At 72.2% G+C, this 13,456-nt stretch carries 7 protein-coding genes; 6 read left to right on the top strand and 1 reads right to left on the bottom strand.

Annotated elements, in window-relative coordinates:
* The first annotated feature begins 112 nt into the window (after positions 1-112).
* From ABZT04_RS21045 to ABZT04_RS21025, 5 genes are all read left to right on the top strand, one after another.
* Complete coding sequence (locus tag ABZT04_RS21045) at positions 113-3,811, top strand: UvrD-helicase domain-containing protein (RefSeq protein ID WP_356058249.1); 3,699 nt, start codon at positions 113-115, stop codon at positions 3,809-3,811.
* A gap of 100 nt (positions 3,812-3,911) precedes the next feature.
* Positions 3,912-7,502, top strand: a complete 3,591-nt coding sequence (locus ABZT04_RS21040) for a UvrD-helicase domain-containing protein (protein ID WP_356058247.1) — start codon at positions 3,912-3,914, stop codon at positions 7,500-7,502.
* A 10-nt stretch (positions 7,503-7,512) separates the two neighbouring features.
* Positions 7,513-8,925: a dipeptidase gene (locus ABZT04_RS21035; protein WP_356058245.1), complete on the top strand. Its 1,413-nt coding sequence runs from the start codon at positions 7,513-7,515 to the stop codon at positions 8,923-8,925.
* 156 nt (positions 8,926-9,081) lie between these two features.
* Complete coding sequence (gene nudC, locus ABZT04_RS21030) at positions 9,082-10,026, top strand: NAD(+) diphosphatase (RefSeq protein ID WP_356058244.1); 945 nt, start codon at positions 9,082-9,084, stop codon at positions 10,024-10,026.
* 25 nt (positions 10,027-10,051) lie between these two features.
* Positions 10,052-10,654 carry a class I SAM-dependent methyltransferase gene (locus tag ABZT04_RS21025; RefSeq protein ID WP_356058242.1) on the top strand — a complete coding sequence of 201 codons (603 nt, stop codon included), beginning with the start codon at positions 10,052-10,054 and terminating at the stop codon, positions 10,652-10,654.
* Positions 10,655-10,736: 82 nt separating this feature from the next.
* On the opposite strand, the gene ABZT04_RS21020 is transcribed toward ABZT04_RS21025, so the two are convergent.
* Positions 10,737-10,979 (bottom strand): mycoredoxin, encoded by a 243-nt coding sequence (locus tag ABZT04_RS21020; protein ID WP_355917670.1) that lies wholly within the window; start codon positions 10,977-10,979, stop codon positions 10,737-10,739.
* Between the two features lie 184 nt (positions 10,980-11,163).
* Here ABZT04_RS21020 and ABZT04_RS21015 point away from each other — a divergent pair, with 184 nt between their 5' ends.
* A complete protein-coding gene (locus tag ABZT04_RS21015) occupies positions 11,164-13,362 on the top strand; it encodes an ATP-dependent DNA helicase UvrD2 (RefSeq protein ID WP_356058240.1) in 2,199 nt (732 codons plus the stop codon).
* Positions 13,363-13,456 lie beyond the last annotated feature (94 nt).

Genomic DNA, 13,456 nt, shown 5'->3' with positions numbered 1-13,456 from the left:
CTACGACCCGTCGGCGTAGCGTCGGCTGCACCTGTCCCCCTCACCCCGCGACCACCGCCCTCCACGCACGGTGGTCGGGCAACCAGCACACCCACCAGGACCGGCGAACCACGTGAGCTCCTCTTCCTCCACCAGGCACTTGTCGCACCCCCAGGTGCGACAGGGGAACCGTGGCGCTTACCGACTGGTGCGTACCCCGCCGGAGCGACCAGTTCCCCCTCGTCTGGACGCGCCACAGCGCTCGGTGGTTGACCACCAGACCGGTCCGCTGCTGGTCCTCGCAGGTCCGGGCACCGGCAAGACCACCACCCTCGTGGAGTCCGTCGCGGCCCGTATCGCCCGGGGAGGTGACCCCGCGCGGATCCTCGTGCTGACGTTCAGCCGCAAGGCGGCCGTCGAACTGCGCGACCGCATGGCGCTGCGCATCGGGGCCGCCCGCGCGCCCCGGGCGACCACCTTCCACTCGTTCTGCTACGCCCTGGTCCGCGCCCACCAGGACAGCGACCTGTTCGTCGAGCCCCTACGGCTCCTCTCCGGCCCCGAACAGGACGTCGCCGTACGCGAACTGCTCGCCGGTCAGCCCGACCTGGAGCGGCTAGGACTCGCCCATGTGCGCTGGCCGGACGAACTACGGGCCTGCCTCACCACCCGCGGCTTCGCCGACGAGGTCCGCGCGGTCCTCGCCCGCAGCCGCGAACTGGGCCTCGCCCCCGACGCCCTGGATGCGTTCGCCCGTCGCATCGGCCGCCCCGACTGGCGCGCCGCCGCCGCCTTCCTCGCCGAGTACCTCGACGTACTCGACCTCCAAGGAGTGCTCGACTACGCGGAACTGGTCCACCGCGCGGTGCTCCTCGCCCACCGCCCCGAGGTCGCCGAGCGACTCGCCGCGCAGTACGACGCCGTGTTCGTGGACGAGTACCAGGACACCGACCCGGCCCAGGTGCGACTGCTGCACGCCCTCGCCGGCGGCGGGCGCACCCTGGTCGCCTTCGGTGACCCCGACCAGTCGATCTACACATTCCGGGGCGCCGACGTGAACGGCATCCTGGAGTTCCCGAGCGCCTTCCCGCGCGCGGGCGGCGATCCGGCCCCCGTGGAGGTGCTCCGGACCTCTCGCCGCTCCGGCGCCGCCCTGCTGACCGCCACTCGGCTGCTGACCCAGCGCATGCCCCTGACTCGGCTCCCGGCGCAGAAGGTGCGCGCCCACCGCGAGCTGTCCCCGGTGCGGGACGGCGGACGCGTCGAGGTGTACACGTACCCGACCCCAGGTACGGAACTGGACAACATCGCCGATATCCTCCGCAGGGCACACCTGGAGGACGGCGTCCCCTGGAGCGACATGGCCGTCCTGGTGCGGGCCGGCTCCCGGACGATCCCCACGGTCCGCCGCGCCCTCACGGCGGCCGGCGTCCCCCTGGACATCGACGGCGACGACCTGCCCCTGCGCCACGAACCGGCGGTGGCACCGCTGCTGACGGCCTTGCGGGCGGTGGCGGTCGCGGAGTCGTCCGCGGGCGCCCCGGCCGTGGCGGACGCATCCGCCTCCGGCAGGGCCGAAGCGAGTCCCATGGACGACGCGTCCGAAGCGAGTCTCACGGATGTCGCGTCCGAAGCGATCCTCACGGACGCAGTGTCCGACGAAAGACTCACTGGCACTGCGTCCGAGGAGAGCCTCACTGGCACGGCGCCCGAGGAGAGCCTCACTGGCACGGCGCCCGACGGAAGCCTTACCGACGCCCGGTCCGACGAGAGCTTCACCGGCGCCGTGTCCGACGAAAGACTCACTGAAACGGCGCCCGAGGAGAGCCTCACTGGCACGGCGCCCGACGGAAGCCTTACGGACGCCCGGTCCGACGAGAGCCTCACGGACACCTCCTCCGGGGAGCCCGCCCCCGACGCCGCCTCCGAAGAGCCCGCCCCGGACACCTCATGGCTCGACACCGAGACCGCCCTCACTCTGCTCGCCTCCCCCCTCGCCGCCATGGACGCCGCCGATCTGCGTCGCCTGGGCCGGGCGCTGCGCGAGGAGGAGCGGGCCGGGGGCAACCCCGTGCCGCCGCCCTCGGACGAGCTGCTCGCGCGAGCCCTCGCCGAGCCGGAGCGGCTGGTCGCGCACGACCCCACGTACGCGCGTGGCGCCCAGCGCCTGGGCGCGCTGCTGCGCAAGGCGCGGGAGCGTCTGGCGGGCGGCGGTACGGCCGAGGAGGCGCTGTGGGACCTCTGGCAGGGCACACCCTGGCCCGGGCGCCTGGAGCGGTCAGCCCGGCGTGGCGGCGCGGCCGGGCGCAACGCGGACCGCGACCTGGACGCCGTCTGCGCGCTGTTCGCGACCGCGGCCCGCGCGGAGGAGCGCACCGGCGGCCGGGGCGCCCTCAACTTCCTGGAGGAGATCGACGCCGAGGACATCGCCGCCGACACCCTCACCCGGCGTGCCGTACGCCCCGACGCCGTACGCCTGATGACCGCGCACCGCTCCAAGGGCCTGGAGTGGCGCCTGGTCGTCGTGGCAGGCGTCCAGGAGGGCCTGTGGCCGGACCTGCGCCGACGCGGCTCACTCCTGGAGGCCGACCGCATCGGCCGCGACGGACTCGCCGAACCGCTCACCCCGGGTGCCCTGCTGGCCGAGGAACGCCGCCTGTTCTACGTCGCCGCCACACGCGCGCGTGAACGCCTCGTCGTCACCGCGGTGAAGGCCCCCGCGGACGACGGCGACCAGCCGTCCCGCTTCCTCACGGAACTCGGCGTCGAGCCCAAGGACGTCACCGGCCGCCCGCGCCGCCCGTTGTCGGTCGCCGCACTGGTCGCCGAACTGCGCGCCACGACTGTCGACCCACGCGTGTCCCACACCCTCAGGGAGGCCGCCGCGCGCCGCCTCGCCCGGCTGGCCGCGCTCGCCGACGAGGACGGCCGCCCGCTGGTCCCGTCCGCGCATCCGTACCGCTGGTGGGGCATGTTCGAGCCGACCGAGAGCAAGGTGCCGCTGCGCGACCGCGACCAGCCCGTCGTGCTCTCCGGAAGCGCCCTCGACCAGCTCGCCAACACCTGTGCCCTGCAATGGTTCCTGGGCCGCGAGGTGAAGGCCGACGCGCCCGCGACCGCCGCCCAGGGCTTCGGGAACGTGGTGCACGTCCTCGCCGACGAGGTCGCCTCCGGACGTACACCGGCGGACCTCGCCGTCCTCATGGAGCGCCTCGACACCGTGTGGAACGCGCTCGCCTTCGACGCGCCCTGGAAGTCGGAGCAGGAGAAGGGCAACGCGCGCGTGGCGCTCGAACGCTTCCTGAAGTGGCACGTCAACTCCAACGGCGTCCGCACCGGCCGCACACCGGTCGCCAGTGAGCACGACTTCGACGTGACCCTCGAAGCGGGCGACTACGAAGTGCGCATCCGCGGCTCCATGGACCGCGTCGAGGCGGACGGCGACGGACGCGCCTACGTCGTCGACTTCAAGACCGGCAAGCAGACACCGACCGCCCGCGAGGTGGAGCGCCACCCTCAACTCGCCGTCTATCAACTGGCCGTCCGTGAAGGCGCCGTGGACGAGGCGTTCGACGGAGTCCGCCCCGAACCGGGTGGCGCCGAACTCATCCAACTGCGTCAGGGCGCCGCCCAGCGCGACGGCGGCGAGACACTGCCCAAGGTGCAGGCCCAAGAGCCCCTGGAGGGGGAGTGGGCCGGTGAACTGCTGGCCACGGCCGCGGGCAAGGTCCTCGACGAACGGTTCACGCCCACGGCCGGTCAGCACTGCGCGCACTGCGCGTTCCGGGCCTCGTGCAGCGCGCGGCCCGAGGGCCGGCACGTGGTCGAGTGACGCGCGTGACCCATCGCACCACATGTGCTGACCTGCCCTTCTCCTTCCCCTGAGGGCAATTGGTCCTCGACTGTCAGTGGCCGCCGCTAGCCTCTCCGACATGGCCGCCCGTATCACCGCTCCCGATCAGCTCAAGGAGCTCCTCGGCATCCCCTTCACCCCGGAGCAGACGGCCTGCATCATCGCGCCGCCCGCCCCGCAGGTGATCGTGGCCGGAGCCGGGTCGGGCAAGACCACGGTGATGGCGGCCCGCGTGGTGTGGCTGGTCGGCACCGGACAGGTCGCCCCCGAGCAGGTCCTCGGCCTGACCTTCACCAACAAGGCCGCCGGTGAACTCGCCGAGCGCGTCCGCAAGGCGCTGATCAAGGCGGGCGTCACCGACCCCGACGTCATCGACCCGGACAACCCCCCGGGCGAGCCGGTGATCTCGACGTACCACGCCTTCGCGGGCCGCCTGCTGACCGACCACGGGCTGCGCATCGGCCTCGAACCGACCTCCCGTCTGCTCGCCGACGCCACCCGGTTCCAGCTCGCCGCGCGCGTACTGCGCGAAGCCCCCGGCCCCTATCCGGCACTCACCCGCTCCTTCCCGGACCTCGTCAGCGACCTCCTCACCCTCGACGCCGAGCTGGCCGAACACCTCGTACGCCCCGAGGAGTTGCGCGCCTACGACGCCGATCTCCTGCGCCGGCTGGAGGGCGTCAAGCTCAGCAACGCAGAGCTGCGCAAGGTCCCCGAGGCGGCCGCCGCCCGCCGCGACCTCACCGAGCTGGTGAGCCGCTACCGGGCCGCCAAGCGCGAGCGCGACCTGCTGGACTTCGGCGACCAGATCGCCCTCTCCGCGACCCTGGCGCGCACCCGCCCCGAAGTCGGCGACATCCTGCGCGACGAGTTCCGGGTGGTGCTGCTCGACGAGTACCAGGACACCTCGGTCGCCCAACGCATCCTCCTGGCAGGCTTGTTCGGCGCCGGCACCGGACACCCGGTGACCGCGGTCGGTGACCCCTGCCAGGCGATCTACGGCTGGCGCGGCGCGTCCGTCGCCAACCTCGACGACTTCCCGGAGCACTTCGCGCAGGCGGACGGCAGCCTCGGAGCCCGCCAGTCGCTGAGCGAGAACCGCCGCAGCGGCGGACGCCTCCTCGACCTCGCCAACGGCCTCGCGGAACCCCTGCGCGCCATGCACGCGGGCGTGGAGGCCCTTCGCCCGGCCCCCGGGGCCGAGCGCGACGGCATGGTCCGCTGCGCGCTGCTGCCCACCCACGCCGAGGAGATCGACTGGCTCGCCGACTCCGTCGCCCACCTCGTACGGACCGGGAAGGAGCCCGGCGAGATCGCCGTCCTGTGCCGTACGGCCACCGACTTCGCCGAGATCCAGGGCGCCCTGGTGGCCCGCGACATCCCCGTCGAGGTGGTCGGTCTCTCCGGGCTGCTGCACCTCCCCGAGGTCGCCGACCTCGTCGCCGTCTGCGAAGTCCTCCAGGACCCCGGCGCCAACGCCTCCCTGGTCCGCCTGCTGACCGGCCCGCGCTGGCGCATCGGCCCACGCGACCTCGCCCTCCTGGGACGACGGGCCCGGCTCCTGGTGGCGCACACGCGCGTGGGTGCCGACGAGGACCCGGACCGCCGGCTCGCCGAGGCCGTCGAGGGGGTCGACCCCTCCGAGGTGATATCGCTCGCCGACGCCCTCGACACGTTCCTGGAGACACCCCTGTACGGCGCCGACGGCGACAGGGACGACGACGGGCTGCCCTTCTCGCCGGACGCGCGCGTGCGCTTCGCCCGCCTGGCCACCGAACTGCGCGATCTGCGCCGCTCCCTGTCCGACCCCCTGATGGACGTCCTGCACCGCGTCCTGGCCGTCACCGGGCTGGAGGTCGAACTGGCTGCGTCCCCGCACGCCCTGGCCGCCCGCCGCCGCGAGACCCTGTCGAACTTCCTGGACGTCGCCGCCTCCTTCGCCGCCGGCGACGGCGAGGCGACCCTGCTCGCCTTCCTCGGCTTCCTGCGCACCGCCGCCCAGTACGAGAAGGGCCTCGACAACGCGCTGCCCGGCGGCGAGAACACCGTCAAGGTCCTCACCGCGCACAAGTCCAAGGGCCTGGAGTGGGACGTCGTGGCCGTCCCCGGCCTGGTCACCGGGACCTTCCCCAGCGGCCAGGGCCGCGAGAAGTGGACCGCCCAGGGCAAGGTTCTGCCGCACGCGCTGCGCGGCGACACCGCGACCCTCCCCGACGTCACGTCCTGGGACTCCAGAGGGCTGAAGGCCTTCCACGAGGCCATGAAGGACCACCAGCACAGCGAGGAACTCCGCCTCGGCTACGTCACCTTCACCCGCCCCCGTTCCCTGCTGCTCGGTTCCGGCCACTGGTGGGGGCCCACCCAGAAGAAGCCCCGCGGCCCCTCCGACTTCCTCATGGCCCTGTACGACCACTGCACGGCCGGACACGGCGAGATCGAGGCCTGGGCGGACCGGCCCGAGGACGACGAGGAGAACCCCGCCCTGCACACGGCCACCGCCGACCAGGCCTGGCCGCTGCCCCTCGACGACGTGGCGATGGCTCATCGCCACAAGGCCGCCAAGATGGTCCTGGACCACCTGGAGCACCTCGCCTCCCACGACGAGAGCCACCCCGCGGCCACCCACGACCCCAACACCCACGACGACCCGGACTGGCCCCCACCACCGGAGGACGAGGAACCTCCCTACGAGGAACCGCCTTACGAGGAACCTCCCTACGACGATCGTCCTTACGACGAGCCTCCGTACGGGGAATCCCCCCGCGAACCCGAAGACGGCCTCCCGGAGGACGACCCCGACTGGGACGCCCGGACGACCACGGACCGCCCGACCCTCCCGCATCAGGCGACGGCCCCGCACCCCGCCCAACACTCCCGTGCGCCAGGAGGCGCACGCCCACACCCCACGGAGCCGCCCGGCACCCGCCTCACCCCCGAAGAGGCCCGCGCCATCGCCTCCTGGGACCGCGACCTCGACGCGCTCACCGGTGAACTCCTGCGCGCCCGCCAGAGCGTCACCGACGTACCCCTGCCGGCCTCCCTGACCGCCACCCAACTGCTGCGCCTGGCCGCCGACCCGGACGGGCTCGCGCAGGAACTCGCGCGCCCTCTGCCACGTCCACCGCAACCCGCCGCACGCCGAGGCACCCGCTTCCACGCGTGGGTGGAGTCGCGCTTCGAAGAGCTGACCCTGCCCATGCTGGAGCCGGAGGAACTGCCGGGCAGCGACGCGGAGATCGCCGACGAACGCGATCTGGAGGCCCTCAAGGACGCCTTCGAACGCACGGAGTACGCGCGGCGCACGCCCTACCGCGTCGAGACCCCGTTCCAGCTCGCGATCGCCGGCCGCGTCGTACGGGGCCGTATCGACGCCGTCTACAAGGAGGGCGACGGCGACGGGGCGACGTACGAGATCCTCGACTGGAAGACCAGCCGTACCCGCGACGCGGACCCGCTCCAGCTCGCGATCTACCGGGTGGCCTGGGCCGAGCGGCAGGGCGTGCCCTTGGAGACGGTGACGGCCGCGTTCCTGTACGTGCGCGGCGGCGAGGTCGTCCGGCCGGAGGGCCTCCCGGACCGGGCCGCACTGGAGCGGCTGCTGCTGGAGGAGCCGGGCGCGCAAGCAAACTGTGAGGAACCGCCCACCGAGGATGTCAGTGCGGGCCGATAGGCTCGTGACCATGAGCCACACCGTTGACAGTGCCGTCAGCGCGGTCCGCACGTACATCGAGCAGCACCGCGCAGCCTTCCTCGACGACCTCGTCGAGTGGCTGCGCATCCCGTCCGTGTCGGCGCAGCCCGACCACGCGCCCGACGTCCGACGCAGCGCGGACTGGCTCGCCGCCACACTCCGGGAGACAGGCTTCCCGACCGCCGAAATCTGGCCGACCCAGGGCGCCCCCGCCGTCTTCGCCGAGTGGCCCTGCGACGACCCCGAGGCGCCCACGGTCCTCGTCTACGGCCATCACGACGTTCAGCCCGCCGCCCGCGAGGACGGCTGGGACAGCGAGCCCTTCGAACCCGTCGTCCGCGAGAACCGCCTCTACGCGCGCGGGGCGGCCGACGACAAGGGCCAGGTGTTCTTCCACACACTCGGCGTCCGCGCCCACCTCGCCGCGACCGGCCGCACCACCCCGGCCGTCCATCTGAAGCTGCTCGTCGAGGGCGAGGAGGAGTCCGGCTCCCCGCACTTCCGGGCCCTCGTCGAAGAGCACGCCGACCGGCTCGCCGCCGACGCCGTGATCGTCTCCGACACCGGGATGTGGTCCGAGCACACCCCCACGGTGTGCACCGGGATGCGCGGCCTCGCCGAGTGCGAGATCCGGCTGCACGGCCCCGACCAGGACATCCACTCCGGCTCCTTCGGCGGCGCCGTGCCGAACCCGGCGACCGCCGCCGCCCGCCTCGTCGCCGCACTGCACGACGAGCACGCACGCGTGGCGGTCCCCGGCTTCTACGACGGCATCGTCGAACTCACTGACCAGGAGCGGGAGTTCTTCGCCGAGCTGCCCTTCGACGAGCAGGAATGGCTGCGCACCGCCAAGTCGTACGCCACCCACGGAGAGGCCGGGCACACCACCCTGGAGCGGATCTGGGCCCGCCCCACCGCCGAGGTCAACGGCATCGGCGGCGGCTACCAGGGCCCGGGCAGCAAGACGATCATTCCGTCCTCGGCGATGGTGAAGCTGTCGTTCAGGCTGGTCGCCGGCCAGGACCCCGACCACATCGAGAAGGCCGTCCGCGACTGGGCCGGCAGGCAGGTGCCGGACGGAATCCGCCAGGAGATCACGTTCAGCGCGGCCACGCGCCCGTGCCTGACGCCTCTGGACCACCCGGCCCTGCGGTCCGTCGTCCGCGCCATGACGCGCGCCTTCGAGAAACCGGTCCGCTTCACCCGCGAGGGCGGCTCGGGACCGGCCGCCGACCTCCAGGAAGTCCTCGGGGCACCCGTCCTCTTCCTGGGCATCTCCGTCCCCTCCGACGGCTGGCACGCCCCGAACGAGAAGGTCGAACTCGACCTCCTCATGAAGGGCGTCGAAGCCACCGCCCACCTGTGGGGAGACCTCGCCGACACCTGGCGCCATGCGCCCTGACGAACTCGCGCGATCCGGAACGGCGACCCGCGCGGGGCACACTGGAAGAACCGCCCCGCACACCCCGTCCCCGCCGGACCCGGTCGCCTCCTGCCCTACGTCCCGCTGAACCGCCCGCCGAAACAATCCGCATTGCCGGGGGAGTTGGAAGCACCCGTGACCACCTGGACCGACCACACAGCCGATCGACCCATCTCGCTCACCGCCCCGAGCGGCATCGACCGAGCCGCCCACCACCGGCTCGACGAGGCCTGGCTCGCCGCGGCGTGGAGCCACCCCACCACCCGCTGCTTCGTGGTCTCCGGCGGCCAGGCCCTCATCGACGAGACGCCCGAGGGCAGAACCGAACTCGTCATGACCCCGTCCTTCGAGGCGCCCCTCACCGAGGCACACCGTTACTTCCTGGGCACCGACGACGACGGCGTCAGCTACTTCGCCCTCCAGAAGGACGCCCTGCCGGGCCGTATCGACCAGTCGGCGCGGCCCGCGGGCCTGCGCGAGGCGGGCCTGCTGCTGTCGCCCCGGGACGCGGGCCTGATGGTGCATGCGGTCGCCCTGGAGAACTGGCAGCGCCTGCACCGCTTCTGCTCCCGCTGCGGCGAGCGCACGGTGATCGCCGCGGCCGGCCACATCCGCCGCTGCCCGGCCTGCGGCGCGGAGCACTACCCGCGCACCGACCCCGCCGTGATCATGGCCGTCACCGACGAGGAGGACCGCATCCTGCTCGGGCGCCAGGTCCACTGGCCCGAGGGACGCTTCTCGACGCTCGCCGGCTTCGTGGAGCCCGGTGAGTCCATCGAGCAGTCGGTGCGCCGCGAGGTCTTCGAGGAGGCCGGTATCACCGTCGGCCACGTCGAGTACGTCGCCAGCCAGCCCTGGCCCTTCCCGTCCAGCCTCATGCTGGGCTTCATGGCCCGCGCCACCTCGACCGACATCAACGTCGACGGCGACGAGATCCACGAGGCCCGCTGGTTCTCCCGCGAGGAACTGCGCGCGGCCTTCGAGTCCGAAGAGGTGCTGCCCCCGTACGGCATCTCGATCGCGGCCCGACTGATCGAGCTCTGGTACGGCAAGCCGCTGCCGACGAGAAGCTTCGTCTGAGGCGGAGGCGACCGGGGAGCGCTGGATGACCGACCCGTACTGGAACCACAACGTCCACTACCACCCCGTGGTGGTCGACGCGGTGCCCGAAGGCTGCCGCACCGCCCTGGACGTCGGCTGCGGTGACGGCCTGCTCGTCCGCAAACTGGCGAGCAGGGCCGAGTCGGTGACGGGGGTGGACCGCTCGCCGCAGATGATCCGGCTCGGCCGCGCGGACCTCCCGGAGAACGTTACCTTCGTGGAGGCGGACTACCTCGACGACACCGCACTCGACGAAGGCACATACGACTTTGTCAGCGCGGTCGCCGTCGTCCACCACACGGAGTTCGAGCAGGCCGTGCGACGGCTGGTGAGTCTGCTCGCACCCGGAGGTCGGCTGGTGATCGTCGGCCTGGCGTGCAACCGGACGTTCCTGGACTGGGTGATCAGCGGCTGCGGGCTTCCCGTGAGCCTGTTCCTGGCGCGACGGAACGGCGGGAAACGCGGGCCTGTCGGCATGCCCATGGAGGACACGACGATGTGCTGGGGCGAAGTGAGCGAGGAGGCCCGGCGCCTGTTGCCCGGCGTCCGGCTCAGGCGACGGCTCCTGTGGCGCTACGTGGCCATATGGGACAAGCCGGCCGCCTGAGCCGAGTAGCATCAGAACGACAAGAAGGCGGCCCCTGACATCAGGGGCCGCCTTCTCCGAAGCCGCGTTCGCCGACCGTCGTTCAGGCGCCGATCTTCTGCTTGACCTGGGCGAGTGACGGGTTCGTCAGGGTCGAGCCGTCTTCGAACAGCAGGGTCGGGACCGTCTGGTTCCCGCCATTCGCCTTCTCGACGAGCGCCGCTGAAGCCGGGTCCTGCTCGATGTTGATCTCGTTGTACGCGATGCCCTCGCGGTCCATCTGGCTCTTCAGCCGACGGCAGTAACCGCACCACGTGGTGCTGTACATCGTCACAGTGCCCGACATCTTCTCGCGCTCCTCAACAGCTCGGGGGATGTGTCCTCGCAGTGAGGGGAACGTACGCGAGGGGGCCGCCATTCCCGCCGGGGGTATCCCGCGGGACGTGACGCCTGCCGCATTAGTACGACTGCGGGTGCCTCCCTGTGGACAACCGGCTCACCCGTCTCCGGGGACCTGGCAGCATGGCCGTGTGACAGCAGCAACGCACTCCTCCCTGTTCCCGCAGGTACCGGACTCGGCCGACGCGGTGCTCGACGGGCTCGACCCCGAGCAACGTGAAGTGGCCACGGCCCTGCGCGGACCGGTGTGCGTGCTGGCGGGCGCCGGCACGGGCAAGACACGGGCGATCACCCACCGGATCGCCTACGGAGTGCGCGCCGGTCTCCTCCAGCCGTCCAGCGTGCTGGCCGTCACCTTCACCAACCGGGCAGCCGGCGAGATGCGCGGCCGCCTCCGCCAGCTCGGTGCCGCGGGCGTCCAGGCACGTACGTTCCACTCGGCCGCGCTGCGCCAGCTCCAGTACTTCTGGCCGAAAGCGATCGGTGGCGGCATGCCCCGGCTCGTCGACCGCAAGATCCAGCTCGTCGCCGACGCGGCGGCCGCCTGCCGCATCCGACTGGACCGCGGTGAACTGCGGGACGTCACCGCCGAGATCGAGTGGTCCAAGGTCACCCAGACCGTCCCCTCCGACTACGCGGCCGCGGCGGCCAAGGCGGGCCGGGAGATCCCGCGCGCCGCCGCCGAGATCGCCCAGCTCTACACGACGTACGAGGAGGTCAAGCGTGACCGCGCGGTCATCGACTTCGAGGACGTCCTGCTGCTGACCGTCGCCGTCCTCCAGGACCGGCAGGACATCGCCGAACAAGTCCGCTCGCAGTACCAGCACTTCGTGGTCGACGAGTACCAGGACGTCAGCCCGCTCCAGCAGCGCCTCCTGGAGCTGTGGCTGGGCGACCGCGACAGCCTGTGCGTCGTCGGCGACGCCAGCCAGACGATCTACTCCTTCACCGGGGCGACGCCCGACCACCTTCTCGACTTCCGCACCCGCCACCCCGGCGCCACGGTCGTCAAGCTCGTCCGCGACTACCGCTCCACACCCCAGGTCGTCCACCTCGCCAACGGCCTGCTCTCCCAGGCCCGCGGCCGGGCCGCCGACCATCGCCTGGAGCTGATCTCCCAGCGCGCCGCGGGCCCCGAGCCCGTCTACGCCGATTACACCGACGAGCCGGCCGAGGCCGAGGGCGCCGCCCGCCGCATCCGGGACCTGATGGCAGCGGGCGTCCCGGCAAGCGAGATCGCGATCCTGTTCCGCACCAACTCCCAGTCCGAGACTTACGAACAGGCCCTCGCCGACGCCGGGGTTCCCTACCAACTGCGCGGTGCCGAGCGGTTCTTCGACCGCCCCGAGGTCCGCAAGGCAGGTGCCGCCCTGCGCGGCGCGGCCCGCTTCGGGGGCAACGACGCGCTCCTCGACGACGTCGTCGACCTGCCCTCCCAGGTCCGTGCCGTCCTCTCCGGCGAGGGCTGGACCACCGAACCCCCGGCCGGCTCGGGCGCCGTCAGAGAGCGCTGGGAGTCGCTCGCGGCCTTGGTCAACCTCGCCCAGGACTTCGTCGCGGCGAAACCCGGAGCCACCCTCGCCGACCTGGTCGCCGAACTCGACGAGCGGGCGACCGCCCAGCACGCCCCGACCGTCCAGGGCGTCACCCTCGCCTCCCTGCACTCGGCCAAGGGCCTGGAGTGGGACGTCGTGTTCCTGGTCGGTGTCGCCGAGGGCATGATGCCGATCACCTACGCGAAGACCGACGAACAGATCGAAGAGGAGCGCCGCCTCCTCTACGTCGGAGTCACCCGCGCCAGAGAGCGGCTCCACGTCTCCTGGGCGCTGTCCCGCTCGCCCGGCGGCCGCCCGAGCCGCCGCCCCAGCCGCTTCCTGGACGGTCTGCGCCCCGGCTCGACCGGCGCCGCCGGCAGACCCGGCGCGGTCGCCCCCGGAGGCATCGAGCGCGGCTACCCGGGCAGCGGCCCCAAAGCCGTCCCTCGGCGGACGCAGCGCACCCCGGCCCGCTGCCGCGTCTGCGGCCGCACGCTCACCGACGCCGGTGAGATGAAGCTGATGCGCTGCGAGGACTGCCCCACCGACATGGACGAGGGCCTCTACGAGCGGTTGCGCGAGTGGCGGGAGGTCCAGGCGCAGCGCAGCGGCCAGCCGGCCTTCTGCGTCTTCACCGAGAAGACACTGATGGCGATCGCCGAGACCGTCCCCGACGACGAGGGCGAACTCGCGCGGATCCCCGGCGTCGGAGTGCGCAAGCTCAACCGCTACGGGGCCGATGTCCTGGCCATCTGCGGCGGTCAGGAGCCCGCGGAGGGTGCCGCGGGGGACTGATGGAAACTCGTCGGAAAAATAGTTTGCGCATGCCCCAGCAATCCCCATAGGTTCTTAGACACGGGAACAGGGGGCCTTCTCGAAGGCCCTGATT

It is taken from the genome of Streptomyces sp. NPDC005492, from assembly GCF_040605995.1.
In the GTDB taxonomy this organism is placed as follows: Bacteria; Actinomycetota; Actinomycetes; order Streptomycetales; family Streptomycetaceae; genus Streptomyces.
Note: the sequence above shows the minus strand (reverse complement) of the source record. Positions and strands in the feature narration are given on the sequence as shown.